Below are 26,173 nucleotides of genomic sequence, written 5' to 3'. Positions count from 1 at the left end.
TCGCTGTTTGTCGAGGTGGGGGGTTCAGTTAAAGTAGGGCGCCTTTCAGCAGGCCGGGCGAGCTCCGGCCGCTGGCCGATGACGACCACTGCCAGAGACCTCATATGCAGGATGCAACCCCCGCCGCCGCGCCCTTGCTGGGCATTGACCTGGGCACCACCAACAGCCTGATCGCCGTATGGCAGCAAGGCCGTGCCCAACTGATCCCGAATGCCCTTGGCGAGGTGCTTACCCCCTCGGTGGTCAGTATCGATGACGACGGCAGCATCCTGGTGGGGCGCGCCGCCCGTTCGCGATTGACCACCCACCCCGATCGCAGCGTCGCGGCATTCAAGCGTTTCATGGGCAGCGAAAAGCGACTGGAGCTGGGCGGGCAGGCATTCAGCCCCGAAGAGCTCTCGGCCCTGGTGCTGGGCTCGCTGAAGCACGACGCCGAGGCCTTTCTGGGCTGCGCGGTGCACGAGGCGGTGATTTCGGTGCCGGCCTATTTCAGCGATGAACAGCGCAAGCGCACCGTGTTCGCCGCCGAGCTGGCGGGCCTCAAGGTGCAGCGCCTGATCAACGAACCGACCGCCGCCGCCATGGCCTACGGCCTGCACGAGCAGAAATTCGAGCGCACCCTGATCTTCGACCTGGGGGGCGGTACCTTCGACGTCACTGTGCTCGAATACGCCCTGCCGCTGATCGAGGTGCATGCTTCCACCGGCGACAACTTTCTTGGCGGCGAAGACTTCACCGAAGCGCTGCTGCAGGCCTGCCTGAAGGACTGGGGCATGACCCTGTCCAGCGTCGAACCGCAGGCGCTGGCGAGCCTGTACGACAGCATCGAACTGCTCAAGTGCAAGCTGGGCGAAGGCCCGCAGACGGTCTACTGGAAGGGTGCCGGAGAGCCCCGCGAGTGGACCCTGGACGAGCTGGGCGCGCAGACGATCTGGGAGCCGCTGCTGGGCCGGGTGCGCGCGCCCATCGAGCAGGCCCTGCGCGACGCGCGGCTGAGCCCGCGCGACCTCGACAGCCTGGTGCTGGTGGGCGGTGCCACGCGCATGCCGGTGGTGCAGCAGATGGTGGCCAAGCTGTTCGGCCGCCTGCCGTACCGCCACCTCGACCCCGACACCATCGTCGCCCTGGGCGCTGCCAGCCAGGCGGCCTGCAAGGCCCGCGACTCGGCCATCGAAGAGCTGATCCTGACCGACGTATGCCCCTACACCCTGGGCATCGAGACCACCCGCGGCGCCAACATCAGCGGGGTATTCTCGCCGATCATCGAGCGCAACACGGTGATACCGACCTCGCGGGTGCAGCGCTTCTACACCTCCCACGAGCAGCAGAAGACCATCAACGTCGAGGTCTACCAGGGTGAGCGGCCGTGGGTGCGTGACAACATCTTCATCGACAGCTTCGTCGTCGAGCTAACCCCGATGGACAAGATCCAGTCACTGGACATCCGCTTCAGCTACGACATCAACGGCCTGCTCGAAGTCGACGTGACCCTGGTGGACACCGGCAAGCGCCACAGCCACAGCATCGACCGCAGCCCCACCGGGCTGGATGAAGAGGCGCGCCAGAACAGCCATCAGCGCCTGGCCGGGCTGAAGATCCACCCGCGCGATGCATTGCCCAACCGCACCCTGACGGCGCGCCTGGAGCGCGCCTGGATGCAGTGCCTGGGCGATGAGCGCGAGCAGATCGGCACCTGGCTGAGCGACTTCAGCCAGGTGCTGGCCACCCAGCAGTCCAGCCTGATCGCCAGCCAGCGCCAGCAGTTGAACGAGGCGCTGGACGCACTCAACCTCTAGCCGATCAGGCGCCGCAGCACAGCCTGCAGCCCGCCGCTGAGGGCGTCGGGGTCATGATGCTCCGGCGACACGCCCCAGCGGTTGGGCAGCACGTCGCCGGGCATCACCACCAGCACCAGCGGCAGGAACGGCAGTGCTACCGACAGCGCAGCCAGCAGCATCATCACCACGATCCCGTGGCCAATGTCGTGCAGCCGGCGCAGGCAGGTGCCGAACAGCAGGGCCAGGCCCAGGCCGATCTTGACCATGGCCTCGGGCGCATCGCTGGAGGTGATGGCAAGCACCAGGGTGACGAAGAACCACAACATCAGCTGGCCGACGAATGCGCCACGGCCCAGGCGCGTGTTCCAGCGCCAGAAGGCCCAGGGCGATACTGGCTGAAGATCGGCCTGGGCCAGCAGCAGGCGCTCGCACCAGGACAACACCGCGGTCAGCGCAAAGCGCAGGCCGATACCGGTGCTGGGGTCATCCTTGGCCTTTTGCAGCTGCTTGAGCACCTTGAGGCGCGGTACGCCGACACGGCCGTAGCGGATCAGGCCCTTGAGCGTATCCATGACCTGGTAGAACACCGCGCTGTCCATGCCGTAGGCATCGAGCTTCTCGCGCGGCGGCCGGCTCGGCTCGCCCTTGATCAAGCCGCTGCGAAAGGCTTCGAACCACGGCTCTTCACTGGAGATGTCGGCCATGGTGCGCAGCAGCACGCGGTGCTGTTCGGCATCCAGTGCCGGGTCGTGGTAGAGCACCGCCCAGAACAGCATCATGCCCAGCAGGTCGTCAGCGAAGGCCTCTTCGTCCTTCTGGTAGCTGGCCAGCAACGCCAGCGTGCTGGGCAGGCGCGCACTGCTCAGGGCCTGGTCCGGCGCGGGCAGGCTGTCGGCAATGGCTTTTTGCAGCGGGTCGCGGCTGTCCAGCCAGCCCAGCAGCCCATCGAGGTTGCCTTGTTCCTGCAGCAGGTTCAGCAGCAGGGTATGGACCTTTGCCAACGGATGGCCGGGTGGGCACTGCAGGGTGTCGAGCATGCTCGGCGTCACCAGCGCCAGCCAGCGTTGTGGCGCCTGGGCCAGGGCCAGCATGAACAGTGCCTGGCGGTGCCAGTGCCACAACTCGGCGCCGGCCGGGGCGGGAGGCAGCACCACGCCTGCGGCGCCCAGCTCGCATTGCATCTCCAGGCCGAACGGTACCGGCATCATGGCGCGCGGGCTGAAGGTCTCGTGCAGGCGGGCCAGGGTGCGCCCGTCGTAGGCGCGCAGGCGGCGCAGCCAGTCGCGGCACAGGGTGGTGGCGCCGTCCTTGAGCACGTCTGGCAGTTGTGGGTGCGGCGAGTTGCTGTTCAGGAACGCCTGGATCGCCAGCGGGATCGGCGCCTGTTGCAGCCAGGCCAGTTGCTGTTGGGCCTGGTAGCGCAAGCCGTCGAGGATCAGTTCATCGATCAGGTGGCTGCTTTTCGGTTCGTCGAGTACCTGTTGCAGCAGCGCGGCGTCGCCGCAGTGCAGGGCCCAGGCGTGACGGTACAGACGCTGCAGGGCCGGGTCCGGGTGTTCGTCGATCAGGCTGGCGAGCAGTTCCAGCTCACGCTCATCGGTGGCCCGCCAGTCGACGAACTGCCCGGCGATGCCGTCCAGTTCCAGGCGCGCGGCCTGGAACCAGCGCGTCAGGGTTTCCGGGCGCTGCGCGGGGCTGCCCAGGGTCTGTTCGTCTTCGCTCAGGTCGTCGGGCCAGGTGCGTACCGGTGCCAGGCGGTCGAAGGCCTGGATCATCAGCGGCAGGCGTTGCGGCTGGTGCGCGGTGCACAGGTCCAGCAGCTCGCGGGCGGCCACCGGGTGGCGGAATTCCAGCCACAGGCGGCTCCAGCACGACAGCGCTTCTTCTTCCTTGCCCAGCAGGCTGGCCTGGCAGGCCAGTTGGTACAGCGTGTCGACATCGTCGGGTTGTAGCGCCTGGCGTTCGACGCACAGCGCGTACAGGCTCGGGCTGGCCACCCCGGCCTGGCCGATCTGCAGCAGCAGGCGTTCGACCAGTGCGGCGTCCGGGGGCAGGGCGACCACGGTGTGTTCCCGGGCGAAGGCGGCCAGTTCGAACAGCGGGCGGTTGTTGTAGAGGTGGTCCAGGCTGCGCAGGTACCACAGGGTTTCCAACTGCGCGGCCGTAGACCAGTCGTTCATCAGGCGCATGTCGAACGGGTCGGGGGCGGCGAAGCGAGCCAGCAGCGTCTCGACTTCCTGCGCCTCTTCGAAGCCCAGGCGCAGCAACTGCTTGTCCCAGGCCAGGCGCTTGGCCAGCACCTGCACGCAGGCATTGGACAGCTGGCCGGCTTCTTCCAGGCGCCACAGCAGCTCCCAGCTGACGTCCTCGAGTTCTTCGAGGGGCAACTGGTCGAGCTCACGCAAGTAGTCCTGCCAGGCATCGACGTTGTAGCGCCGGGCCGGGTCGGCGAGCATGCGGGCGAAGGTGGCGATGACCGGGTGCACGCGGGGCGGGCGCGGCGGGCGTTCTGCGTAGGCCTGTTCTTCGCCGGCGTCCTCGTCGTCTTCGTCATCGTCATCCGTGCGGGTGGCGAGCTTGAGCGCATGCTCGTAGGCCTGGCGCAGCAGTTGGAAGCCCTGCGGGTCGGTTTCGGGGTGAAACTCCGGCAGGCGGGCGCGGTAGGCGCCGCGGATGACGTCCTGGTCCTTGGTGGGCTCGATGCCCAGCTTTATCCAGCAACTCATGACCAGGTGCCCTCCTCGAGCGAATCGGGCCGGGGCGGGTAGTCCAGCGGCAGGTCCCAGGGCAGGCTGGCGAACAGTGCCTTGCCGCGCTTGAGCATGTTCATGATGATGCAGCGGTTCCAGTGCTCGGCGCCCTGGCGGTCGATACGGTAGGGGTAGACGTCGTCGTCATGGCTGGAGCAGTTCCATAGCGATTTGCCGAACATGTAGCCGGCGATGTAGGTGTCCCAGCTGTTGTAGAAGTGGCGTGCGCGCAGGGCCAGGCGGCTGTGCAGCCAGAGGCTTTCGGGCTCGGTGATCAGGTTCTCGAACACACCGGCGCGCAGCAGGTAGCCCATGCGGCCCAGGTCCCAGGCGCGGGTGCCGCCGAAGCCGCAATCGGCATAGGTGCGTGCAGCAAATTCATAGTTGGCGCGCTCGCGCGGGCCCAGCTCGTCAAGCAGTGCCTGCCATTGGCTGGGTTGGCGGCGAGGGTATTGCCAGTAGGCGTCGTTGAGTTTTTCGGCGTGGCCGGTGTCGGCCATGCGCAGCATGTCGAGCAGCTCGCGGCGGTTGTTGATGCCCCACCATTTTTTCAGGTCCAGGTCCCCTTCGGCTTCGAAATAGCGGGGGGAGGTGAGGCTGGCGCCGTTGAGGGCGGCCATGGGTGCAGAAAGGGCGTACAGCCAGTGCTGTTCAATCTCTTCCATGAATAGAAGGCTCCGGGGTCGACGGGGAATGGGCGGGGTCGACCGTAATGGCGCGGATTGTAGAGAGGCGGGGCGGGTGGGGCAATTGGATCCAGATTTTTTCGGCAGTGGTGTCTACCGGTGCTGGTTTTCTTGCTCTTGCTGTTGCTGTTGCTTTGCTTTTGATCTTTCCGTCCTTCAGGAGGCCGGATGCTGGACGGAGCGGTTTTGCTTACTTTTTCCAAGAAAAAAGTAAGCCGCTGTAAGAACGGAAGGGGCCTTCGGCGTCTCTGTCCATGCTGGATAAGCTCGAAAATCGAGCAACCATCGCTCCCCGGGAAGGGGGCCGAGAGATTATCCGGCACGGGCGGCGATTCAAGCCCCCCTGAAGAACCGGAACATCAAAAGCCCGATCAGCAGTGCGATGGTGAGCCGGTCACCCGACCATGCCCCGCTCTTCCTCACGCAAGGTCAACACCTCGACCCCCTGCGCCGTCACTGCCACCGTATGCTCCCACTGTGCCGACAGGCTGCGGTCCCGGGTGATCACCGTCCACCCGTCCTTGAGCGTACGCACCCCACGCCCCCCCTGGTTGATCATCGGCTCGATGGTGAACACCATGCCCGGCTTGAGCACCAGCCCGCTGTTGCGGTGTCCGTAGTGCAGCACCTGCGGCGCCTCGTGCATCTGCCTGCCGATGCCGTGCCCGCAGTACTCACGCACCACGTTGTAACCCGCGCCCTCGGCAAGCCGCTGTATCGCATGCCCCACATCACCCAGCGTGGCCCCGGGCCGCACCTGGCGAATGCCCGCCCACAACGCGGCATAGGTGGTATCGACCAATTGCCGCGCCTCGTCGGCAATGGCGCCCACCGCATACATCTTCGACGAGTCGGCAATGTAACCACCCTGTTCCAGGGTGATGTCCACATTGATGATCGACCCCGCCTTCAGCACCTCGTCGGCACTTGGCACGCCGTGGCACACCACATGGTCGACCGAGGTGTTGAGCGAATACTTGAACCCGTACTGCCCCTTGCTGGCCGGACGCGCCTTGAGCACATCGACGATGTACGCCTCGGCACGGTCGTTGATCTGCAAGGTGCTGACCCCTGGCGCGACAAAGCCGTCCAGGTGCTCGAACACCCGCGTCAGCAATTGCCCGGCGGTACGCATCAAGGCCAGTTGCTGCGGGTTCTTCAGGATCACCTCGCTCATGCAATCAGCTCCCTGAGGCTGGCCTGCTCCTGGCGCAGCAACTGGCGCAACAGTTCCTGGTAGGTCATGTGCGGGTTGAGCTCGGCCAGCATGCCGATGCGAATCCAGTACTCGGCCTGCGCGTTGATCGAGCGCGACACCGCGCCGCTGGCAATGCGCAGGTCTTCATGCAGCGCGTCATCGATCTTGACGATACCCATTTTAATACTCACTCTGTATACGAAACGTATATATAGCATATAGCCGGCGTGTTGTTCGAGGCCGGCGCCGCAAAGGGGCTGCGGTTGCGATAAACTCCGGCCATGAACCTCGATACCCGCATCAAGTTCCGCCACCTGCTGTGCTTTCTCGAAATCGCCCGTCAAGGCAGTTTCGCCAAGGCCGCCGACGCCGTGGCCATCAGCCAGCCGGCGATTTCCAAGACCCTCAAGGAGCTCGAAGAACTGCTGCAGACGCGATTGTTCGAGCGCGGCAAGCAGGGTGTCGAGCTGACTGCGGCCGGGGTGCGCTTCATGCGCTACGCCGGCCCGTGCGTACAGGCCCTGCGCGAAGGGGTGAGTACCCTGCGCGGCGAGGAACACGCGCCGCCGCAGGTGAAGATCGGCGTGCTCTCGACCGTCGAAAGCCTGCTCATTCCCGAAGTGATCTGCCGCCTGCACCAGCGCCACCCGGCCCTGGTGGTCAGCGTTGCCACCGGCCCCAGTGCGCACCTGCTGGCGCAGCTGCATGTGGGGGAGCTGGACCTGGTGATCGGGCGCATGACCGACAGCCCGCAGATCCAGGGCCTGCTGTTCGAGCACCTGTACAGCGAGTCGATGTCGCTGGTGGTGCGCCCCGGCCACCCGTTGCTGGCACGCAGCCCGATCGAGCGCAACCAGGTGGGCCAGTACCCGCTGGTACTGCCCCTGGCCGGCACCACCATTCGCAAGCATGCCGACAGCCTGTTCGTGCAATGCGCCATCGAACAACCGCAGCAACGTCTGGAAACGCTTTCCCCGGCACTGAGCCGGCGCTATGTGCTGGGCAGCGATGCGGTGTGGGTGGCCCCGCGTGATGCGGTGCGGGTCGACCTGCAGCGTGGCGAGCTGTGCGAGCTCGACCTGGGCGTGCGCGAACCCGGTGGCTCGGTGGGTATCTGCAGCAATGCCGCGCTGCCACAGGCCCTGCCGGCCCAGTGGTTGTGCCAGGTGCTGCGCGAAGTGGCGGGGCAGTACCGCGAAGGACACTACCCGTAGATTTCATCCAGATCCGGGGCGTTGGCTGCAATACTGGCCACTGGCTTATCGGCTGCATGAAGAAGCCTTCACCTGGCTGAACTTCTCGACCTTTTGTCGCTCTCATGCCGGTAGCCATTGGTCGTGGCCGCCTGATAAGCTCGCGGCTTTACTCGATTGCCCTTTTGGCGCATGAACAAGGAAATAGCATGAAACAGCATCGGTTGGCGGCTGCGGTTGCCCTGGTTAGCCTGGTACTGGCGGGTTGCGATTCGCAGACCAGCGTCGAGCTGAAGACCCCGGCACAGAAAGCTTCCTACGGTATCGGCCTGAACATGGGCAAGAGCCTGGCACAGGAAGGCATGGACGATCTCGACTCCAAGGCCGTGGCCCAGGGCATCGAGGACGCTGTCGGCAAGAAGGAACAGAAGATCAAGGACGAAGACCTGGTCGAAGCCTTCGCCGCGCTGCAGAAGCGTGCTGAAGAACGCCTGGTCAAGATGAGCGAAGAGTCGGCCGCCGCCGGCAAGAAGTTCCTTGAAGAAAACGGCAAGAAGGACGGCGTGGTCACCACCGCGTCGGGCCTGCAGTACCAGATCGTGAAGAAGGCCGAAGGCGCCCAGCCCAAGCCTACCGACGTGGTCACTGTTCACTACGAAGGCAAGCTGATCGACGGCAAGGTGTTCGACAGCTCCGTCGAGCGCGGCAGCCCGATCGACCTGCCGGTCAGCGGCGTGATTCCGGGTTGGGTCGAAGGCCTGCAACTGATGCACGTGGGCGAGAAGGTCAAGCTGTTCATTCCGGCTGACCTGGCCTATGGCGCACAGAGCCCTAGCCCGATGATCCCGGCCAACTCGGTACTGGTGTTCGATCTGGAACTGATCGCCATCAAGGACCCGGCCAAGGCAGCAGAAGACGCTGCTGAGAAGTAAGCGTCCCGCTGTGTGCACAACGCCCCGTCTCGACGGGGCGTTGTCGTTTATGGATCGTGCTGAACCGTGGGAGCGATCTGACGTCACACCTTGGTGGCGTGCGCAACTGTGACGGCTTTCGCAAAGTGACCGCGTAATGAAACAGGTGTGTAAAAAACGCCCGATTTGACCCAGGCCCTTGCCTGGCGGGCACGCCGAGCCTGAAAATGGCCTCTGTTCACAAGGTTATCCACAAATACTGTGGATAACCTTCCCGGCCCTGCCGTTGGAGGTGGTATGAAAGCACCCTGGAATTTTGCCCGTTTCCTGCCGCTGGCCGAGCGCCTGTTGAGCCGGGGGCGCCTGCCAGCGCTGATCTTCGCCGTGGCGCGCAAGGGCCCGAGCCTGGGCAAGCTCAAGGATGACGTACGCCTGCTGCAGGCGCTGTGCGTGGCGTGGTGGCGTGGCGAGTACCGTGCCATCAGCTCAAGGGCGCTACTGACCATCGTCGCCGGCCTGCTGTACTTTGTCAGCCCGCTGGACGCGATCCCGGACTGGCTGCCCGGCATCGGCCTGCTCGACGATCTCGCCGTACTGGCCTGGGTGCTGAAGACGTTCGACAGCGAGCTGGGGGCTTTTCGCGCCTGGCGCAATCGTCAGTCTCCCGAGAAACTGCGCGTGGTCGAGCGCCTGCCCGACACCCCAGAAGCGTTGCGCCTGGAGCAGGGAAAGCGCTAAATCCGGTTACACCCTGCAATACTGCGCCGGCTGGTACTATATTTGGCATAAGCGCTATACCGAGCGATTACATGCGCAGGTTCTTACAAGGGGGTTGTAATGGGTATTCAGGTTATCAGCCGAGACGGTCAACCCGAGTACGCGGTCGTGCCCTGGGAGCACTATCAAGCGTTGTTGAAGGCAGCAGGTCAACCGGCTGCCACGGCGCAGCCGGCAGGCGTCAACGCCAGCGCCGCTGCACCCACGCCGGCCAGCCTGCCCGCGTTGGGCGAGCTGGCCGCCTTGCGTGAGGCCAAGGGCCTGGCTGCCGAGCAGCTGGCGCGCAAGGTGGGCATCAGTCCGGTGTACCTGGCGCTGATTGAAAGCGGTGAGCGCGAGCCGGATGCCGCGATCCGCCGCAGCCTGGCCTGGGAGCTGGGCGTGGCAGGCTGGAGCGAGCCGTCGTGAGCGGCGTGCGGATCAGCCGTCAGCAATGGGAGGGGCTGCTGGGCGAGCTGGACGTGGCACGCCGGCAACGCCACCTGCTGACCTACCGCGCCTTGCTCGAACGCCTGGAGCTGCCAAGCCCGGCGATGCAGACCCTGACCGCCGCGCTTGAGTACCTGGCGGTGATCGATGCACGCGCCGAGCAGCCACTGCGCAGCTCGCTGGTGATCAGCCAGGGGGCCAGCCGTTTGCCACGTACCGGCTTTTTCGAATGCGTCGAGCGCCTGGGGCGGTTTTCCGGGCCATCGGACGGCATGGCCGCAGCATCCTGGCATGCCTCGGAAGTGGTACGGGTGTTCGAGTACAGCTATCCCGAACAGGCCTGAGGCGCCAGCGCCGTATCGATCAGGTACAGGCTGTGCCCGGGCACATCCTTGGCATGGTGCTTGGCCTGGGAGGCGAGGTCGGCCAGTTGGCCGGCATCCAGTTGCGCGCAGGTATGCGCATGCAGTTGCACCACACCGATCGAGAGTGACAGCAACGGGAATTCCTGGCGCTGGCCCAGGCGGTTGTGCGCGATGAAGCACCCGGCCTCCAGGTGCTCGGTGCGGTAGAAGCGCCGACAGGCATTCTGAAAGTCGTCCAGCAGCACGTTCAGGCGCTGCTCCCAATCCTTCGAACCCAGTACCAGCATGAAGTCGTCGCCACCGATATGGCCGACGAAGTCCCGGCTGGGGTCGACCCGTTCGCTCAGGCACTGGGCCAGGCTCAACAGCACTTCGTCGCCCTTGGCATAGCCATAGATGTCGTTGAAGGGCTTGAAGCTGTCGATGTCCACATAACAGATCGCCGCCTCGCGCTGTTGCTGCAGCAAGCGGGTCAGGCATTGCTGGATCGGCACGTTGCCCGGCAACAGGGTCAGCGGGTTGGCATAGCGGGCCTGCTGCAGCTTCTGTTCGGTGATCAGCTTGAGCACGTCGATCACCCGCCCCAGGCCCAGGTAGCGACCGTTCTGGGTAATGATGAAGTCTTCCTCGATGCGCTGGCGCGCGCGGCTGGTCAGCAGGCGGCTGACCTTCTGCAGCGACTGGTTGAGCTCCACCGCCAGAAAGTCCTCGTTCATCAGCCGGCTGATCGGCTTGCGCGCATACAGGTCGGTGGCGAACGGCTTGAGCAGCGCGTCGGACAGCGAATGGCGGTGCACGATGCCGCAGGGGCGCTGGGCATGGTCGAGCACAGCCAGCGAGTTGAGGTTGGCCTGGCGGCGAAACAGCGCCAGTACCTCCAGGGTCGCCGTATCACCGCTCACGGCCGGTTGCTCGTTGAGCAGCGCACTCAGATCGCGGCCGTCCTCACCCAGCACCACCGCGCCACTGTGCGTCGCTGACGGCAGCATGGCGGTAGCGTCGCGGGGCGGTTGTTCCTGCGGCCGGCACAGCAGGTAGCCCTGTACCAGGTCGACCCCCATCTCGGTGAGCACCGCCAGCTCCTCGGCCAGCTCGATGCCCTCGGCAATCACCTTGGCCCGCGACGCCTTGGCGATCTGCAGGATCGAGCCGACGAACTCACGCTTGACCGCATCCTGGTGAATGCCGTCGATGAAATGCCGGTCGATCTTGACGTAGTCCGGGCGCAGTTCCGACCACAGGCGCAGGCTGGAATAGCCGGCGCCCAGGTCGTCCAGGGCGATCGAAAAGCCCATGTCGCGGTAGTGGTGCAGGGCGTTGAACAGCAGCTGGAAGTCGTCGGTGGGGGTTTGTTCGGTCAACTCGATGACCACCCGGCTGGGTGGGATGCCCAGGCTCTGCAGCAGCTTGAGCGTGCGCCCGGACTGGTATTGCGGCTCGAGCAACGACTCGGGCGACACGTTGAGGAACAGCTTGCCTTCCAGTTGCTGCTGGCTGAAACGCCGGCACGCGCTTTCGCGGCAGGCCACCTCCAGTTCGGTCAGGCGGCCGGCATGGCGGGCCACGGCGAACAGGTTGATGGGGGAGTGCAGCGGGCTGTTGGACGGGCCGCGGCTGAGGGCTTCATAACCGAGGATGCGCCGCTCGGACAGGCAGACGATGGGTTGGAACAGGCTGTGCAAGCCGCTTTGAGCCAGGATGGAGCTCAACGCGCTGAGCTGTTCGGTCACGGTCATGGCAGGGCTACCTTGAAAAAAAGGGACTGGGGCCATCGGCGCCCAGTCCCTTATTTCACGACAGAATGATGACTGTTTGATGACCCGAAATGGGCACCGTCACATTATTTTGCCATTATCGTTTCAGTGCTTGGCCACCGAGGAATTCAGCCCCAGGTAGTCCAGCAGGATGCGCCCGGTTTCGGCGAGGTACGCGTCATCTTCCGGCTTGGTGTCATCCGGCTCGACCGGCAGGGCGTCTTCGTCTTCCTTCTTCAGTTCCTTGAGCGGCTCTTCGCCCTTGGCCTTGCGCCGGATGTTTTCCAGCGCCAGCTGCTTGCCTTCGATGTCGGCATGGCGAGCGCGGCGTTCCACCTCGTTGAGGCTGACGGTCTTCTCGTTCATCAACTGCTGGGTCAGGGCCAGGCGATCGCGAATGTAGACGAACTCCGGGTCCTTGGCGCTGCGGTTTTCGTGGCGTGCCTTGAGTTGCGCAAGGAACGGCTTGAACGGGTCGACGGCCGGCTTGATGGCCGGGCGGATGGTGTCCCACGGCATGGCTTCAGGCAGGGCGCTCTCGCCGATCTCCTTGGTGTCGATGATCGACGGGTAGTCGATGTCCGGCAACACGCCCTGGTGCTGGGTGCTCTGCCCGGAAACCCGGTAGAACTTGGCCAGGGTCAGCTTGAGCTCGCCGTGGTTGAGCGGCTGGATGGTCTGCACGGTGCCTTTGCCGAAGGTCTGGCCACCGATGATCAGGGCACGGTGGTAGTCCTGCATGGCGCCGGCGAAAATCTCCGAGGCCGAGGCCGACAGGCGATTGACCAGCAGCGCCAGCGGGCCCTTGTAGAAGGCACCGGTGTTTTCGTCTTCGAGCACGTCGACACGGCCGTCGGCGTTGCGTACCAGCACGGTGGGGCCCTTGTCGATGAACAGGCTGGTCAGCTCGGTGGCTTCCTGCAGGGAGCCGCCGCCGTTGTTGCGCAGGTCGATGACCACGCCGTCGACCTTTTCCTTCTGCAGTTCGGTGAGCAGTTTCTTCACGTCACGGGTGGTGGACTTGTACTCCGGATCCCCGGCGCGGAACGCCTTGAAGTCGAGGTAGAAGGCCGGGATCTCGATGATGCCCAGCTTGTAGTCGCGTCCGTCCTGCTTGAGCTTGAGCACCGACTTCTTGGCGGCCTGTTCTTCAAGCTTGACCGCTTCGCGGGTGATCGAGACGATCTTGCTGGTCTGGTCGTTAGGCGCGTTGCTGGCCGGGATGACCTCCAGGCGCACCACGGAGCCCTTCGGGCCGCGGATCAGCTTGACCACTTCGTCCAGGCGCCAGCCGATCACGTCGACCATTTCCTTGTCGCCCTGGGCAACGCCGATGATCTTGTCGGCCGGGGCCACCTGCTTGGTCTTGGCGGCAGGGCCAGCCGGCACCAGGCGCACGATCTTGACCTGGTCGTTGTCGCTTTGCAGCACCGCGCCGATACCTTCGAGCGACAGGCTCATGTTGATGTCGAAGTTCTCGGCGTTGTCCGGCGACAGGTAGTTGGTGTGCGGGTCGTACGACTGGGCGAAGGTGTTGATGTAGGCCTGGAAGATATCTTCGGCGCGGGTCTGGTCCAGGCGCGCGAGCTGGTTCTTGTAGCGCTTGGTCAGCAGTTCCTGGATGGCCTTGGGTTCCTTGCCGGCGATCTTCAGGCGCAGCACCTCGTCCTTGACGCGTTTGCGCCACAGGTCGTCGAGCTCGGCCTGGTTCTGCAGCCACGGAGCGTCCTTGCGGTCGACCAGCAGGGTTTCCTGGGTGGTGAAGTCGATCTTGTCGACGCCCTTGTTCAGCTCGGCCAGGGCGAAGTCCAGGCGCGATTTCACGCGATCCAGATAACGTTTGTAGATGGTGAAGCCCGGGTCCAGGTTGCCGCTCTTGAGGAAGTCGTCGAACTGCGTCTTCCACTTGTCGAACTCGGCAATATCGCTGGCCATGAAGTAACTGCGCGAGGGATCGAGCAGTTTGATGTAACTGTCGTAGATGATGACCGAGCGCGCATCATTTAGTGGCGGCTTGCTGTAGTGGTGGCGCTTGAGCAACTCGACCACGTTCAGGCTGGCGACCACTTCATCGCGGTCTGGTTGCAACTTGTCCCAACTGTTGGCGGCCGAAGCGGCGCCGGCCAGCGGCAAGCTGCCAAGGCCGATCATCAGGGCGAGGGCAGTGCTGGGCAGGAGATGCTTCATGCTGATTCGACGTAGGGGCAATTGATCACGCATATTAGGCCGTCTTTGAATTCGCCGGTTCCATGGAGCCGGACGCATAATGCAAAAAGCCTGGTGCCAAGGCAGCCAGGCTCAGTCATGACTCAACTATGGAGGCACTGTGAAGGCATTGCAAGGCGTTGACGGACATGTGGAGTGGGTTGAGACGACAAGTCCAACTTGCGATGTAGGTCAAGTACGCATCCGCGTGGCAGCGGCCGGGCTCAATCGCGCCGACCTGTTGCAGCGTGCCGGATTGTACCCGCCGCCACCGGGCGCCAGCGAGTTCCTGGGCCTGGAATGTGCCGGGGTGATCAGCGAAGTGGGAGCCGGGGTGTCCTGGCAGGTGGGCGACCGGGTATGCGCACTGCTGGCCGGTGGCGGCATGGCCGAAGAGGTGGTGGTCGACGCGCGCCACGTGCTGCCGGTGCCCGAGGGCCTGAGCCTGCAGCAGGCGGCTGCGATCCCGGAGGTATACGCCACGGCCTGGCTCAACCTGTTCCAGCTGGGCGGCCTCAAGCCGGGCGAGAAAGTGTTGCTGCACGCCGGCGCCAGCGGCGTGGGGTCGGCGGCCATCCAGCTGTGCAAGGCCTTCGGCAGCCCCAGCTGGGTCAGCGTGGGCTCGGCCGAGCGGCTGGCCTATTGTCAGGCGCTGGGCGCCAGCGGTGGCGTGGTGCGCGGTGACGATATAGAGGCGCTGAACGACTTCGCCCCGTTCGATGTGATCCTGGACCCGGTGGGGGCCAACTATGCGGCGCTCAACCTCAAGCTGCTGGCCCGAGACGGGCGCTGCGTGATCATCGGCCTGATGGGCGGGCGCAAGGCCGAGCTGGACCTGGCCCAGGTACTGGCCAAGCGGGTGCAGGTGACCGGCTCGACCCTGCGCAATCGCGATGACCAGTTCAAGGCCGACCTGCTCAGTGACCTGGGCCAACAGGTGTGGCCGCTGTTCGCCGAAGGGCGCTTGAAGCCGCAACTGGTAGGCAGCTATGCGGTGAAGGACGCCGAGGCGGCGTATGCCGAACTGGCGGGCAACCAGGTATCGGGCAAGTTGGTGCTGGTGATCGACGACAGCCTGGTATAGGGCCCTGTTCGCCGGCAAGGCCGACTCCTGCAGGAGCCGACCTTGCCGGCGAACTTTTTTCAGGCCCAGGCCAGAATCGGCCAGCCATTCTTCTCGGCATGCTCGCGCAGCACCGGGTCCGGGTTCACCACATACGGGTGGTCAACCTTCAGCAGCAACGGCAGGTCATTGCGCGAATCGGAATAGAAGCTTGCGCCTTCCAGGTTCTCTTCCTGCTGGTCCAGCCACTCCAGCAAGCGGGTGATCTTGCCTTCGCGGTAGGTCAGGGTGCCCACGGTCTTGCCGGTGTAGAACCCTTTTTCCACTTCCAGCTCGATGCCCAGGTACTCGTCGATCCCCAGGCGCGCGGCAATCGGTCCCACCAGATGCACACCCGAGGCCGAGATCACCAGAATTCGATCCCCCGCCTTGCGGTGCTCGGCAATGGTGCGGGTGGCCTCACTGAAGATGATCGGCTCGATGAAGTCTTCCACCCACGGCTCGACCAGATGATCGACTTCCTCTGGTGTGCGCCCGATCAGCGGCTCCAGGCTGAACGCCATGTAGTCTTCCATCGCCAGGTGCCCCTTGCCGTAGGCCTCCATCAGCTCACGGTCCCTGCGCAGGAACGACTCACCGTCCACCCAGCCCAGGCGCACCATCTGCTCGCTCCACAGCGAGGCGCAGTCGCCGTGGATCAGGGTTTCATCCAGATCGAAAATCGCTAAAGCCATAACAACAAAACTCCTGTTCGGCCCTCAGGCAACTTCGCAGAGGGCGGTGGGATCGATGGACAAGGATACCCGCTCGCCGTCCGCATGCAGATCGGCGGCTGAACGATTGAGCACATCCACCACCAGCTCCACACCACGCGCTTCGATGCGGTAGCGGATCACGTTGCCCAGCAGGCTGTGACTGCGCACCAGGCCTTCGCGTTCGCCTTCCAGGCTCAGCGCGATGGCTTCGGGGCGGATTGCCAGGCGGCTGTTCACCGTACGTTGCAGCAGGCGGCTGGCACTCTGGGCATCGAGCAGGTTGTAGTTGCCGATGAAGCCGGCCGCGAAGGCATCCACGGGTGCGGTGTACAGCGATTCGGCATCGCCGCTCTGCACGATGCGGCCCTGGTTCATCAGGAAGATGCGGTCGGACATGGTCAGCGCCTCTTCCTGGTCATGGGTGACGAAGATGGTGGTCAGGCCCAGCTCGCGCTGGATCTGGCGGATCTGTTCGCGCAGGTGCTTGCGGATGCGTGCATCCAGCGCCGACAGCGGCTCGTCCAGCAGCAACAGGCGCGGGCGGGTCACCAGCGAGCGGGCCAGGGCCACGCGCTGGCACTGGCCGCCGGAGAGCTGGTGCGGGTAGCGGCTGGCAAAGTCCTGCAACTCGACCATGCGCAGCGCCTCGAGTACCCGTGGGCGGCTGTCTTGGCCCTTGATCTTCTGCATGCGCAGGCCGAAGGCGACGTTCTGTTCCACGCTCATGTTGGGGAACAGCGCGTAGCTCTGGAACACCATGCCGATGCCGCGCTTTTGCGGGCTCTGCGGTACAAGGTCCTGCCCGTCGAGCAGGATCCTGCCGCTGTCTACAGCGGTCAGGCCGGCGATGCAGCGCAGCAGGGTGGACTTGCCGCAGCCGGAGGGGCCGAGCAGGGTGACGAACTCACCGCGGCCGATCTCGCAGTTGATGTCGTTGAACACCGCGCTGGCGCCGTAGCTTTTTTGCAGGTTCTGGATGCTGACGAAGCTCATTTCAGGTCTTGTCCTTGTTCAGGCGGTTGGCTGCCCAGGTCAGCACCAGCACGAAGAGGAAATAGGAAATCACCAGCGCGCTGTTGAAGTGCCCGCTGCTGTTGCGCATGTTGTTCAGGTACACCTGCAGCGTCTCGTAGCGGGTGCCCACCAGCAGGTTGGCAAACACGAACTCGCCGAACAGGAACGAGAACGACAGCAGCAGCGCCACCATCAGGCCCTTGCGCAGGTTGGGCAGCACCACCAGAAACGCGGCCTGCCAGGTGTTGGCCCCCAGCAACTGGGCGGCATCCATCAGGTCGCGCAGGTTGATCGCCTGCAGGTTGTTGGTGATGGCGCGGTACATGAAGGGCAGGGCCACGGTGAAATAGCAGCCGATCAAAATCCACGGCGTGCCGACCATCGCCATCGGCCCCGAGCCATACAGCTGCAGCAGCCCCACCGACGACACCACCGGCGGCACCGCGAAGGGCAGCAGGATGAGGATGTTCATCAGTGCGTCGAGCCTGGGGAAGTGGTAGTGCACCACGAACAGCAGCGGCAGGATCAGCAGCACCGACAGTACCAGCGCGCCCACGCACACCAGCAGCGACTGGCCGAAGGCGGCCAGAAAACGCGGCTCGCTCCATAGCGCCAGGTACCACTTGAAGGTCAGCCCGCTGGGCAGCAGGCTCGCCGACCAGCTGGTGGACAACGAGTAGAGCAGGGTGCCGGCCAGCGGCAGCAGCAGGATCACGAACAGCACGTACACCACCACGCGGTGGTAGAGCCCGGCCGGGCCCGATTCAGCGCGAGACATGGTAGCTCCTCTTCAACAGCCACTGGTGCACCAGCGTGACCAGGGTCATCAGCCCCACCAGGATCATCGCCAGCGCGCTGGCCAGGTTCGGGTCCAGCGAGATGTCGCCGGACACCAGCGCGGCGATGCGGATCGGCAGCACGTTGAAGTTGCCGGTGGTCAGCGCGTACACCGTGGCGTAGGCGCCCAGTGCGTTGGCCAGCAGGATCACGAAGGTGCCCAGCAGCGCCGGGGTCAGCACCGGCAGGCCGATCAGGCGCCAGTAATCCCAGGCGCTGGCGCCCAGCAGGGCGGCCGATTCGCGCCAGTCTTCGCGCAGGGCGTCGAACGCCGGGTACAGCAGCAGTACGCCCAGCGGGATCTGGAAGTAGGTATAGAGGATGATCAGCCCGGTCTTGGAGTAGAGGTTGAAGTCCTCGATGATCCCGGCCTGCTTGAGCAGCAGGGTCAGCGCGCCGTTGAAGCCGAGCAGGATGATGAAGGCGAAGGCCAGCGGCACGCCGGAGAAGTTGCTGGTCATGTTGGCGAAGGCGTTGACGAAGTCGCGCAGGCGCGAGTCCACCTTGCGCAGCGAATAGCTGCCCAGGATGGCGATCAGGATGCCGAACAGACTCGACCAGAAGCTGATCTCCAGGCTGTGCTGGATGGCCTGGCGGTAGAACTTCGAGCCCAGCACCTTGCTGAAATTGTCCAGGCCCCAGCCGCTTTCGGCCTGCAGGCTGTGCACGGCCACCCAGGTCAGCGGGGCGATCTGGAAGATGATGAAAAATACCGCGAAGGGCAGCAGGCACAACAGCGCCAGCCATTTGCCACGGGTGATCGAGTTCACGAGAGCAGCTCCCGGCATACCGGCTTGTCGTGGGGGATGCCGAGCAGTTCGCATACGGTGCCGCACAGTTCGGTCTGCAGGGGCTTGGCGGCCGGGTCGAGGCTGAACGCATCGCCGAACACGAACAGCGGCACTTCGCGCTCCTCGGGCAACACGCCGTTGTGCGAGCGGTCGTTGTTCATGCCGTGGTCGGCGGTGATCAGCACCTGGTAGCCGTCCTGCAGCCAGGTGCTGAGGTAGTCGGCCAGCAGGATATCGGCGCTGCGTGCGCTGTTGCGGTACTGGCTGCTGTCCAGGCCATGCTTGTGCCCGGCATCGTCGATGTTCATCGGATGCACCAGCAGGAAGTTCGGTGCGTGCTTGCGCCGCAGGTACTCGGCGTCGGCGAACAGGTGCGAGTCGGGGTAGTGGTCGGCGTAGTAGAACAGGCCATGCTGGATCGGCAGTTTCGGCGCATGGGTGTGGCGGTCACGCAGCGGTTCGAAAGGGGAGCGGTTGTACAGCTCGCTGACCCAGTGGTAGGCCGCGGCGGCGGTGCTCAGTCCGGCGTCGCGGGCGTAGTGGAAAATGCTGCGTTGGGTGGACAGGCGCGTGACGTTGTTGTGCACGATGCCGCTGTCGATCGGCGGCACACCGGTGAGGATGCATTCGTAGAGTGGTCGCGACAGTGCCGGCAGTTCGCATTCCAGGCGGTACAGGGCGGCGCGGTCTGCTTCTACATAGGCATGCAGGTGGCCCATGGCGTGGTGGGCCACCTGGTGGTTGAGGCCGTCGAGGATGACGAGGATGACGTTGTGGTTCATGGGTGGCTCCGGTGACAGCGATGACCACATCGCGGGTCAAGCCCGCTCCTTGTGGGAGTGGGCCTGACCCGCGATGGTTTCACTCCATCTCGATGATGACCTGCTCCTGCCACTTCTGCGGCAGGGCCTTGGAGGTGGCTTCCCATGCCGCTGCATCCTTGATCGGCTGCGCCGGCGCGTACTGCTCGTTGGGCAGCAGCTTGGCCTGCACGTCCGCCGGCAGCTTCAGGTGCTCGGCACGAATCGGCCGCGCATGGCCGATGGCCAGGTTGGTCTGCCCGGCATCGCTGAAGATGTATTCACGGGTCAGCTTGGCGGCGTTCGGATGCTTGGCGTACTTGTTGATGATGGTGGTGTAGCCGGACATCACCGAGCCGTCGGACGGGATCAGCACCTCGAAGCGTTTCGGGTCGATCTGCTCGCGGTAGCTCAGGCCGTTGAAGTCCCACACCACGCCGACCTCGATCTCGCCCTTCTCAAGGGTCTGGATGGTCGGGTTGGCCAGCGACAGGCGCTTCTGCTGGGCCAGCTTGGTGAACAGTTGCAGGCCCGGCTCGATGTTGGACTCGTCGCCCTTGTAGGCAATGGCTGCAGCCAGTACGCCGTTGGCCGCCTGGGCAGCGGTGCCGACGTCACCGATGGCGACCTTGTACTTGCCCTTCTCCAGGTCGTGCCAGGTCTTGGGAATGTCTTCTTCCTTGACCAGCTGCTTGTTGATGATGAAGGCGATGGTGCCGGTATAGGCCAGTGCCCAGTGTCCGTCCTGGTCCTTGGCCCAGGTCGGTATCTGCTCCCAGGTGCTGGGCTTGTACGGCTGGGTCACGCCCTTGGCCAGCGCAATGGGGCCGAAGGCGGCGCCGACGTCGCCGATATCGGCGCTGGCGTTGTCTTTCTCGGCATCGAACTTGGCCACTTCCTGGGCCGAGCTCATGTCGGTGTCCATGTGCTTGAGGCCGTACTTGCTTGCCAGGTCCGCCCAGGTGCCCTTCCAGTTGGCCCAGGCATCGGGCATGCCGACGCTGTTGACGACGCCTTCCTTGCGGGCGGCGTCCTCGAGGGTCTTGAGGTCGGTGTCCGCGGCCATGGCCGAGGTGCACAGGGCAATACTGGTGCCTAACAGTGAGGCCAGAAAAAGCTGTTTCATCCGAAGCTCCTTGATGGGTGCCGTGCAAAACGCTGAGAGGGTTTCGATTCGGTTGGTCTAGGTCAGCAATACCCGAGCCAAGGTAGGCCGGTTGCATGACAGTTTGATGTCGAAGGCGCCGCGCCAGGTGTGTGCAGCGGCCCTGAAAATAGAGCGTAGACCAGTTTCAAGTGCTTGATCCGCAACGCCTTGACCGCGCTCGACCGGGCCTGTGCGTGACCGTCCGGCGCACTGTCATGTGCCGTTCATGTGGATTGCCTAGGCTTTGGTTACTCCGCCCGGCCATCGTCGCTGCGCCGTTCTGGCACACGCACCAGGCTGGACTAGTCCAGATAGGTAACCCTTGATGCATCGACTGCCCACGCGTGCAGTAACAGCCATATGCAATGCCCTGCAAGAGCAGATCGAGCATGGCCTGCTGGCGCCCGGCTGCAAGTTGCCGGCCGAACGCAAGCTCAGCGAGGTGTTCGATACCACGCGCATCACCCTGCGCGAGGCGCTGGTGCAACTGGAGGCCTGCGGGCTGATCTACCGCGAGGAACGCCGTGGCTGGTTCGTGGCGCCCCAGCGCCTGAGCTATGACCTGATCGAGCGCAGCCACTTCCATGCCATGGTGCGCGACCAGGGCCGACAGCCGGCCACCGAGCTGTTGTCGGCCCGGCTGCAGCCGGCGCCGGCGGCGATCTGTGCGCGCCTGCAATTGCCGGCGCTGTCCAGCGTGATCCAGATCTGCCGCCTGCGGCGTATCGATGGGCGCGCGGTGCTCTACGCCGAGCACTACCTCAACCCCGAGTACTTTGCCGGGATTCTGGATTTCGACCTGAGCCAGTCGCTGACCGAGCTGTACGCGCTGCACTACGGCATCGCCTATGGCCGGGTGCGTTTCGAGACGCTGCCCACCGCGTTGCCGGTAGCGGCGGCGATGGCGCTGAAGGTGTCGGCCGGCAGTGCCGGCCTGCATATCACCCGGGTCAACAGCGACCAGCACGGGCGGCTGATCGACTGCGACCTGGAGTACTGGCGCCACGATGCGATTCGCATCGTGGCCGAGGCGGGCTAGGCGTTGCTGTCGGCGGGGGCGGTGTCCTGCGCGGGGCCACCGCCGGCGGTCACCACCTGCACCGAAAGACGCGGGGTAGCCAGGTCCAGCCCGGCTTCGTCGAGCTGGCGCTTGAGCGCCAGGTTGAATGCCCGCGACACCTCCCATTGCTTGATCGGCGCGGTCTTGAAGCGCGCGCGCAGCACCGCCGAGCCGGACTCGAAGCTCTCCACCCCCTGGAACTCCAGCGGCGACCAGATATTGCGCCGTTGCAGCGGATCGCTGCGCATCTTCTGGCCCACGTCGCGAACCAGGCCGATGGCCTTGTCGATGCTCATGTTGTAGGGGATGGCGATGCGAAAGATCGCGTAGCCGAATTCGCGCGAGTAGTTCTTGATGCTCTTGATCTCGCTGAACGGGATGGTGTGCACGATGCCGTCGATGTCGCGCAGGCGCACGGTACGGATGGTCAGGCCTTCGACGGTCCCCAGGTGGCCGCCGACATCCACATAATCATCGATGGCCAGGGAGTCCTCGATGATGATGAACAGGCCGGTGATCAGGTCGGCTACCAGCGATTGCGCACCAAAGCCGATGGCCAGGCCGATCACACCGGCACCGGCCAGCAGCGGCGTGACGTTCATGCCCATGTTGGCCAGGGCCACGATCACCGCGATGATGAAGATGGCCACGAACAGCACGTTGCGGATCAGCGGCATCATGGTTTGCGCACGGGCATTGGCCAGGCCCTTGCGCGAGCGGGTCAGTGCGTGGTGCACGGCGGTGTCGCTGAGGATCCACACCAGCCAGGCGGCGATCAGCGTACCGGCCAGGCCGAACACGCGCACCGCGACCTCGTGGCCTTCGCCCTCGGTGAAACCGATCAGCGAGAAGCCCCATACACGCAGGCCCAGCTCGATGAACACCAGCCAGATGAGCAGGTGCACCAGGGTGTAGCCAAAGCTCTTGAGACGTTCGGCGTAGACCGCCTGGCGCCGGTTGGCCCGCTGCGGCTTGAGCGCATGGCGGCGCACCAGGCCGTTGACCACCATGCACATCACCACCAGCACCGTGCACATCAGCGACTGGCGCAGGGCCGTGCTGGTGTCGCCGGCGGACACGAACGTGGCGAACAGCGAAATGCCCACCAGCACCAGGGCCGGCAGGTACCAGAAGGTGCCGAGGATCTCGATGGTGTCGCTCAGGGCGCGGCGCGTCAGGCGCCGAGACAGCGGCTGGTTGCGAATGAGGTGCGCGATGGGGCGGCGAAAGCGCAGGATGAACAGCCCGGTGGACAGCGCCGCCAGAATGTTGGCCAGGGTCGCCAGGGTGTGCGCCAGGTGGTCGCCCAGGGCGGCGGCCATGCGTGGGTCGTTCATCGCCTCGCCGAAGGCGGCAAAGCTGCCGATCAGCCACAGCGGACGGAACGCGCGGTGGCGCAGGATGTACAGGGCGCGGTGTCGGTGCGGCCCATCGAGCAGCGAGAAGGCGATCACGCAGATGGCCGAGAAGCAGGTGCCGACCACCAGAGCGTAGGCCAGTACCATGGCCATCGACTTGCCCAGCGAAGAGGGCAGGGCAAAGCTCAGGTACACGGTGATGATCAGCGCCACCAGCCAAGGCCCGAGCTTGCGCAGGGCGAAGCGCACCAGATCCCAGGTGCGCGGGTGTTGCGGCAGCTCTTCGGTGAGGCCGAAGCGCAGGCGTACCTGGTGGCTGACCCAGTTCAGCGCGTAGGCCAGCAGGCTCCAGAGCGCGATGATGGCGGCGAAACCGAACAGGATCGTCGGCCATTCATGCACCGGCACCACCCGCGCACTGAGCTCGATCTGGGCCAGTTCCAGTTCGCGGCTCCAGCGGTTGAACGGGCTGGCCTCGCCGCTGAACTGCTTTTCCAGTTCGTTGAAGGTGGTGCCGATCAGGCCCAGCACACCTTGCTCGGCACTGGGCTGGGCTTGCCTGGTGGCGTCGCGCAGCTTCTTCAGGTCGGCCAGCAGCTTGCTGCGTTGCTGGTCGTTCTCGAGGTTCTTGATGACATCGTCGAGCGATTGCGCGAGGGGTTCAGTCGCCTCGGGCTGGGGTTTGCTCGAACCGCCAAGCAGGCCCGGAAGGCCGGCCGCGTGTGCGTGGCCCAGGGGCAGGAACAGAATCAGCAGCAGGGACAGGAAACGCAGGAAGGCAGGCACCGGACGATCAACCTCGAACACTCAATCGCCCGAGTGTAGAGCATTTGTCAGGTGAGTTTCTCGAGGATCTTCCACACCATGATGCCCAGGATGCCCAGCATGCCGATCCACATCATCAGCACCCCGCTGTTGCGCTCGCGCATGCTGAAGCCGACGGTGAGCAGGATCAACCCGGCGATCACCGGGAGGAACATCGTTTGAAACTCGGACATGCGCAAGGTCCTTATGCTGTAGGAGGTGTAATGATGGGCAAGCATAGCGCCAAATGTTTGCGCGCGGGTTGATGGGGGTCAGTCGTGGCCTCTTCGCTGGCAAGCCAGCGCCCACAGGTACGGCGCCTGTTTGGCGATCACCGCAGTGCTGTGGGCGCAGGCCTGTCAGGTCAGGGCAGATCGCGGCTCAGGTAGAACGCGGTCAGCACCTTGACCAGGTGCGCCAGGTCCTGGCTGCCGCACAGCTCGCGGATCGAGTGCATGGCAAACGTCGGCAGGCCGATGTCCACCGTGCGCACACCCAGGTGGCTGGCGGTGATCGGGCCGATGGTCGAGCCGCAGCCCATGTCGCTGCGCACCACGAAGCTCTGCACCGGCACTTCCTCGGCCATGCACAGGTGGCGGAAGAAACCGGCGGTTTCGCTGTTGGTGGCGTAGCGCTGGTTGTTGTTGACCTTGATCACCGGGCCGGCGTTGAGCTTGGGCCCGTGGTTGCCGTCGTGCCGGTCGGCGTAGTTGGGGTGCACGCCGTGGGCATTGTCGGCCGACACCAGCAGCGAGCGCTGGATGGCCCGGACGAAATCGTCACCGTCGGGCAGCAGGCGGCGCAGGGTCTGTTCCAGCATCGGGCCGTCGGCGCCGCAGGCGGAGCTGGAGCCGACCTCTTCGTGGTCGTTGCACACCAGTACACAGGTCTCGTCGCTGTCGGCGGCCAGCAGGGCCTGCAGGCCGGCGTAGCACGACAGCAGGTTGTCCAGCCGCGCGCCGGCGATGAAGTCGCCATGCAGGCCGACCACGGCGGCGTCCTGGGTGTCGTAGAAACTCAACTCGTAGTCCAGCACCACGTCGGCGTTCAGGCCATGTTCGCGGGCCAGTTGCTCGGTGAGCAGGGCGCGAAAGTCGACGCGCTCGTCACCGGCCACCTGGGCCAGGATCGGTGGCAGCTCGGTCTGCGGGTTGATCGCCCAGCCTTCGTTGGCGCTGCGGTTGAGGTGGATCGCCAGGTTGGGGATCACCGCGATGGGCTGCTTGAAGTCGATCAGCTGGCTTTCGACCTTGCCGTCGCGGCGGAAGGTCACGCGCCCGGCCAGCGACAAGTCGCGGTCGAACCAGGGGGCCAGCAGGGCGCCACCGTAGACTTCCACGCCCAGCTGCCAGAAGCCCTGGCGCTGCAGTTCGGGCTGTGGCTTGACGCGCAGGCAGGGGCTGTCGGTGTGGGCGCCGACCAGGCGAATGCCGTCGAGCAGCGGCGAATGGCGGCCGAGCTTGATGGCGATGATCGAGGAGTCGTTGCGGGTCAGGTAGTAGCGTCCGCCGGGCGTGGTGGCCCAGCTGTCACGTTCGTCCAGGCGCTGGTAGCCGGCGGCCTCGAGGCGCTGCGACAGGCTGGCGGTGGCGTGGAACGGCGTGGGGGAGGCCTTGAGAAAGTCGATCAGGCCTTGGTTCAGTGCATCGCGCATAGGTCACTCCAGACAGCAGTGGCGCGAGTTTAACGTATTGATCACGGATTTGCGTGGGCCCTATCGCGGGGCAAGCCCGCTCCCACAGCGTTCAGGGTGATCGTTGTGGGAGCGGGCTGACCCGCGATGGCCGCGCCGCGGTGTATCAGAACGGCGCCGGGCACTCGAAGCGCAGTCGCTCGCCGCTCACCGGGTGGGTGAAGCTCAGCATGCTGGCATGCAGACACAACCGCTCATGCGCCGCCAGGGCCTCGGGGTAGGCGTACAGTCGATCCCCCAGCAGCGGATGCCCGATCGACAGCATGTGCACGCGCAACTGGTGCGAACGCCCGGTAATCGGCGTGAGCTCCACCCGGCAATGATCGCCACAGCGCTCGACGATGCGCCAGAAGGTCAGCGCATGCTTGCCCTGCTCGTGGTCCACCACGTGCCGTGGCTTGGTGGGCGGGTCGTAGCGCAACGGCAGGTCGATGCTGCCGCTGTCCAGCGCAGGCTGGCCCCAGCACAGTGCGGTGTAGGCCTTCTCGGTTTCACGGTCATGGAACTGGCGCGACAGCTCGCGGTGGCTGTCGGCGTCGCGCGCCAGCAGGATGATCCCCGAGGTTTCCCAATCCAGACGGTGCACGATCAGGGCGTCGGGGTAGCCGTTTTCCTGCAGGCGGGTGATCAGGCAATCCTTGTTGTCGTCGGCGCGCCCCGGCACGGACAGCAGCAGGGTCGGCTTGTTGACCACCAGGATGGCGGCATCCTGGTGAAGGATGTGAACGTTGGACAGCGGCATTGCGTGTTCTCTGCAAACGCCACGGCGGCGGCCGGGCCCGGGCTGTATGAGCCCGGGCCCGGC

24 protein-coding genes are annotated in these 26,173 nt (G+C 64.8%); 8 read left to right on the top strand and 16 right to left on the bottom strand.

Features of this window, described 5'->3' with window-relative positions:
- Window positions 1-104: 104 nt before the first annotated feature.
- Entirely contained in the window at window positions 105-1,796 is a 1,692-nt protein-coding gene (locus NJH59_RS09520; protein ID WP_054914674.1) for a molecular chaperone HscC, read from the top strand.
- On the opposite strand, the gene NJH59_RS09515 is transcribed toward NJH59_RS09520, so the two are convergent.
- The 4 genes from NJH59_RS09515 to NJH59_RS09500 form a co-directional block, all read right to left on the bottom strand.
- On the bottom strand, window positions 1,793-4,504 hold the full coding sequence (locus NJH59_RS09515) for a molecular chaperone DnaJ (protein WP_253086714.1): 2,712 nt from the start codon (window positions 4,502-4,504) through the stop codon (window positions 1,793-1,795). The two genes, NJH59_RS09520 and NJH59_RS09515, sit on opposite strands and share 4 nt — an antisense overlap.
- Window positions 4,501-5,193, bottom strand: a complete 693-nt coding sequence (locus NJH59_RS09510) for a DUF1266 domain-containing protein (protein WP_043860023.1) — start codon at window positions 5,191-5,193, stop codon at window positions 4,501-4,503. Before NJH59_RS09510 ends, NJH59_RS09515 begins: the two co-directional genes overlap by 4 nt.
- A gap of 415 nt (window positions 5,194-5,608) precedes the next feature.
- The gene (map, locus tag NJH59_RS09505) at window positions 5,609-6,391 is read right to left on the bottom strand and encodes a type I methionyl aminopeptidase (RefSeq protein ID WP_043859969.1); all 783 of its coding nucleotides are present in this window, start codon (window positions 6,389-6,391) and stop codon (window positions 5,609-5,611) included.
- Window positions 6,388-6,591 (bottom strand): ParD-like family protein, encoded by a 204-nt coding sequence (locus NJH59_RS09500; protein ID WP_043859970.1) that lies wholly within the window; start codon window positions 6,589-6,591, stop codon window positions 6,388-6,390. Before NJH59_RS09500 ends, map begins: the two co-directional genes overlap by 4 nt.
- Window positions 6,592-6,693: 102 nt before the next feature.
- Here NJH59_RS09500 and pcaQ point away from each other — a divergent pair, with 102 nt between their 5' ends.
- From pcaQ to NJH59_RS09475, 5 genes are all read left to right on the top strand, one after another.
- The gene (gene pcaQ / locus NJH59_RS09495) at window positions 6,694-7,626 is read left to right on the top strand and encodes a pca operon transcription factor PcaQ (RefSeq protein ID WP_043859971.1); all 933 of its coding nucleotides are present in this window, start codon (window positions 6,694-6,696) and stop codon (window positions 7,624-7,626) included.
- A gap of 188 nt (window positions 7,627-7,814) precedes the next feature.
- A complete protein-coding gene (locus tag NJH59_RS09490; RefSeq protein WP_054914671.1) occupies window positions 7,815-8,537 on the top strand; it encodes an FKBP-type peptidyl-prolyl cis-trans isomerase in 723 nt (240 codons plus the stop codon).
- A gap of 276 nt (window positions 8,538-8,813) precedes the next feature.
- The gene (locus NJH59_RS09485) at window positions 8,814-9,254 is read left to right on the top strand and encodes a YkvA family protein (protein ID WP_253086713.1); all 441 of its coding nucleotides are present in this window, start codon (window positions 8,814-8,816) and stop codon (window positions 9,252-9,254) included.
- Window positions 9,255-9,353: 99 nt separating this feature from the next.
- Window positions 9,354-9,701 carry a helix-turn-helix transcriptional regulator gene (locus NJH59_RS09480; protein WP_058541022.1) on the top strand — a complete coding sequence of 116 codons (348 nt, stop codon included), beginning with the start codon at window positions 9,354-9,356 and terminating at the stop codon, window positions 9,699-9,701.
- On the top strand, window positions 9,698-10,066 hold the full coding sequence (locus NJH59_RS09475; RefSeq protein WP_043859975.1) for a hypothetical protein: 369 nt from the start codon (window positions 9,698-9,700) through the stop codon (window positions 10,064-10,066). Before NJH59_RS09480 ends, NJH59_RS09475 begins: the two co-directional genes overlap by 4 nt.
- On the opposite strand, the gene NJH59_RS09470 is transcribed toward NJH59_RS09475, so the two are convergent.
- Together NJH59_RS09470 and NJH59_RS09465 are read right to left on the bottom strand one after the other, a co-directional pair.
- Entirely contained in the window at window positions 10,048-11,823 is a 1,776-nt protein-coding gene (locus tag NJH59_RS09470) for a GGDEF domain-containing protein (RefSeq protein ID WP_054914669.1), read from the bottom strand. The genes NJH59_RS09475 and NJH59_RS09470 overlap by 19 nt on opposite strands.
- Before the next feature lie 123 nt (window positions 11,824-11,946).
- On the bottom strand, window positions 11,947-14,028 hold the full coding sequence (locus NJH59_RS09465) for a carboxy terminal-processing peptidase (protein WP_167400229.1): 2,082 nt from the start codon (window positions 14,026-14,028) through the stop codon (window positions 11,947-11,949).
- Between the two features lie 139 nt (window positions 14,029-14,167).
- Here NJH59_RS09465 and NJH59_RS09460 point away from each other — a divergent pair, with 139 nt between their 5' ends.
- Window positions 14,168-15,130, top strand: a complete 963-nt coding sequence (locus NJH59_RS09460; RefSeq protein ID WP_253086712.1) for a zinc-binding dehydrogenase — start codon at window positions 14,168-14,170, stop codon at window positions 15,128-15,130.
- Window positions 15,131-15,189: 59 nt separating this feature from the next.
- On the opposite strand, the gene NJH59_RS09455 is transcribed toward NJH59_RS09460, so the two are convergent.
- The 6 genes from NJH59_RS09455 to NJH59_RS09430 all read right to left on the bottom strand — a co-directional run bounded on the left by NJH59_RS09455 (window position 15,190) and on the right by NJH59_RS09430 (window position 20,432).
- Complete coding sequence (locus NJH59_RS09455) at window positions 15,190-15,843, bottom strand: HAD family phosphatase (RefSeq protein WP_043859979.1); 654 nt, start codon at window positions 15,841-15,843, stop codon at window positions 15,190-15,192.
- A gap of 24 nt (window positions 15,844-15,867) precedes the next feature.
- Complete coding sequence (locus tag NJH59_RS09450) at window positions 15,868-16,857, bottom strand: ABC transporter ATP-binding protein (RefSeq protein ID WP_043859980.1); 990 nt, start codon at window positions 16,855-16,857, stop codon at window positions 15,868-15,870.
- A gap of 1 nt (window position 16,858) precedes the next feature.
- On the bottom strand, window positions 16,859-17,656 hold the full coding sequence (locus tag NJH59_RS09445; protein WP_054914667.1) for an ABC transporter permease: 798 nt from the start codon (window positions 17,654-17,656) through the stop codon (window positions 16,859-16,861).
- Entirely contained in the window at window positions 17,643-18,503 is an 861-nt protein-coding gene (locus tag NJH59_RS09440; protein WP_177332933.1) for an ABC transporter permease subunit, read from the bottom strand. The genes NJH59_RS09445 and NJH59_RS09440 overlap by 14 nt, the downstream gene beginning before the upstream one ends.
- The gene (locus NJH59_RS09435) at window positions 18,482-19,288 is read right to left on the bottom strand and encodes an alkaline phosphatase family protein (protein ID WP_104572067.1); all 807 of its coding nucleotides are present in this window, start codon (window positions 19,286-19,288) and stop codon (window positions 18,482-18,484) included. Before NJH59_RS09435 ends, NJH59_RS09440 begins: the two co-directional genes overlap by 22 nt.
- 79 nt (window positions 19,289-19,367) lie before the next feature.
- On the bottom strand, window positions 19,368-20,432 hold the full coding sequence (locus NJH59_RS09430) for an ABC transporter substrate-binding protein (protein ID WP_253086711.1): 1,065 nt from the start codon (window positions 20,430-20,432) through the stop codon (window positions 19,368-19,370).
- 346 nt (window positions 20,433-20,778) lie between these two features.
- Here NJH59_RS09430 and NJH59_RS09425 point away from each other — a divergent pair, with 346 nt between their 5' ends.
- On the top strand, window positions 20,779-21,492 hold the full coding sequence (locus tag NJH59_RS09425) for a UTRA domain-containing protein (protein ID WP_043859984.1): 714 nt from the start codon (window positions 20,779-20,781) through the stop codon (window positions 21,490-21,492).
- Here NJH59_RS09425 and NJH59_RS09420 read toward each other — a convergent pair.
- The 4 genes from NJH59_RS09420 to NJH59_RS09405 form a co-directional block, all read right to left on the bottom strand.
- Window positions 21,489-23,657: a mechanosensitive ion channel domain-containing protein gene (locus tag NJH59_RS09420; RefSeq protein WP_054914665.1), complete on the bottom strand. Its 2,169-nt coding sequence runs from the start codon at window positions 23,655-23,657 to the stop codon at window positions 21,489-21,491. The genes NJH59_RS09425 and NJH59_RS09420 overlap by 4 nt on opposite strands.
- A gap of 47 nt (window positions 23,658-23,704) precedes the next feature.
- A complete protein-coding gene (locus tag NJH59_RS09415) occupies window positions 23,705-23,869 on the bottom strand; it encodes a hypothetical protein (protein WP_167400231.1) in 165 nt (54 codons plus the stop codon).
- Between the two features lie 170 nt (window positions 23,870-24,039).
- Window positions 24,040-25,329 (bottom strand): M18 family aminopeptidase, encoded by a 1,290-nt coding sequence (locus NJH59_RS09410; RefSeq protein WP_054914664.1) that lies wholly within the window; start codon window positions 25,327-25,329, stop codon window positions 24,040-24,042.
- A 145-nt stretch (window positions 25,330-25,474) separates the two neighbouring features.
- On the bottom strand, window positions 25,475-26,110 hold the full coding sequence (locus NJH59_RS09405; RefSeq protein ID WP_054914663.1) for an RluA family pseudouridine synthase: 636 nt from the start codon (window positions 26,108-26,110) through the stop codon (window positions 25,475-25,477).
- Window positions 26,111-26,173: the final 63 nt, after the last annotated feature.

The sequence above is a fragment of the Pseudomonas sp. VE 267-6A genome (assembly GCF_024126555.1).
Lineage (GTDB): Bacteria > Pseudomonadota > Gammaproteobacteria > Pseudomonadales > Pseudomonadaceae > Aquipseudomonas > Aquipseudomonas palmensis.
Note: the sequence above shows the minus strand (reverse complement) of the source record. Positions and strands in the feature narration are given on the sequence as shown.

Excerpts from the sequence above, each read along its gene's own strand:
- NJH59_RS09445 (WP_054914667.1), bottom strand. The coding sequence starts at position 17,656 with ATGTCTCGCGCTGAATCGGGCCCGGCCGGGCTCTACCACCGCGTGGTG.
- NJH59_RS09430 (WP_253086711.1), bottom strand. The coding sequence starts at position 20,432 with ATGAAACAGCTTTTTCTGGCCTCACTGTTAGGCACCAGTATTGCCCTG.
- NJH59_RS09415 (WP_167400231.1), bottom strand. The coding sequence starts at position 23,869 with ATGTCCGAGTTTCAAACGATGTTCCTCCCGGTGATCGCCGGGTTGATC.
- NJH59_RS09485 (WP_253086713.1), top strand. The coding sequence starts at position 8,814 with ATGAAAGCACCCTGGAATTTTGCCCGTTTCCTGCCGCTGGCCGAGCGC.
- NJH59_RS09425 (WP_043859984.1), top strand. The coding sequence starts at position 20,779 with ATGCATCGACTGCCCACGCGTGCAGTAACAGCCATATGCAATGCCCTG.
- NJH59_RS09410 (WP_054914664.1), bottom strand. The coding sequence starts at position 25,329 with ATGCGCGATGCACTGAACCAAGGCCTGATCGACTTTCTCAAGGCCTCC.
- NJH59_RS09405 (WP_054914663.1), bottom strand. The coding sequence starts at position 26,110 with ATGCCGCTGTCCAACGTTCACATCCTTCACCAGGATGCCGCCATCCTG.
- pcaQ (WP_043859971.1), top strand. The coding sequence starts at position 6,694 with ATGAACCTCGATACCCGCATCAAGTTCCGCCACCTGCTGTGCTTTCTC.
- NJH59_RS09490 (WP_054914671.1), top strand. The coding sequence starts at position 7,815 with ATGAAACAGCATCGGTTGGCGGCTGCGGTTGCCCTGGTTAGCCTGGTA.
- NJH59_RS09520 (WP_054914674.1), top strand. The coding sequence starts at position 105 with ATGCAGGATGCAACCCCCGCCGCCGCGCCCTTGCTGGGCATTGACCTG.
- NJH59_RS09480 (WP_058541022.1), top strand. The coding sequence starts at position 9,354 with ATGGGTATTCAGGTTATCAGCCGAGACGGTCAACCCGAGTACGCGGTC.
- map (WP_043859969.1), bottom strand. The coding sequence starts at position 6,391 with ATGAGCGAGGTGATCCTGAAGAACCCGCAGCAACTGGCCTTGATGCGT.
- NJH59_RS09470 (WP_054914669.1), bottom strand. The coding sequence starts at position 11,823 with ATGACCGTGACCGAACAGCTCAGCGCGTTGAGCTCCATCCTGGCTCAA.
- NJH59_RS09515 (WP_253086714.1), bottom strand. The coding sequence starts at position 4,504 with ATGAGTTGCTGGATAAAGCTGGGCATCGAGCCCACCAAGGACCAGGAC.
- NJH59_RS09435 (WP_104572067.1), bottom strand. The coding sequence starts at position 19,288 with ATGAACCACAACGTCATCCTCGTCATCCTCGACGGCCTCAACCACCAG.
- NJH59_RS09440 (WP_177332933.1), bottom strand. The coding sequence starts at position 18,503 with ATGCCGGGAGCTGCTCTCGTGAACTCGATCACCCGTGGCAAATGGCTG.
- NJH59_RS09510 (WP_043860023.1), bottom strand. The coding sequence starts at position 5,193 with ATGGAAGAGATTGAACAGCACTGGCTGTACGCCCTTTCTGCACCCATG.
- NJH59_RS09465 (WP_167400229.1), bottom strand. The coding sequence starts at position 14,028 with ATGAAGCATCTCCTGCCCAGCACTGCCCTCGCCCTGATGATCGGCCTT.
- NJH59_RS09450 (WP_043859980.1), bottom strand. The coding sequence starts at position 16,857 with ATGAGCTTCGTCAGCATCCAGAACCTGCAAAAAAGCTACGGCGCCAGC.
- NJH59_RS09455 (WP_043859979.1), bottom strand. The coding sequence starts at position 15,843 with ATGGCTTTAGCGATTTTCGATCTGGATGAAACCCTGATCCACGGCGAC.
- NJH59_RS09500 (WP_043859970.1), bottom strand. The coding sequence starts at position 6,591 with ATGGGTATCGTCAAGATCGATGACGCGCTGCATGAAGACCTGCGCATT.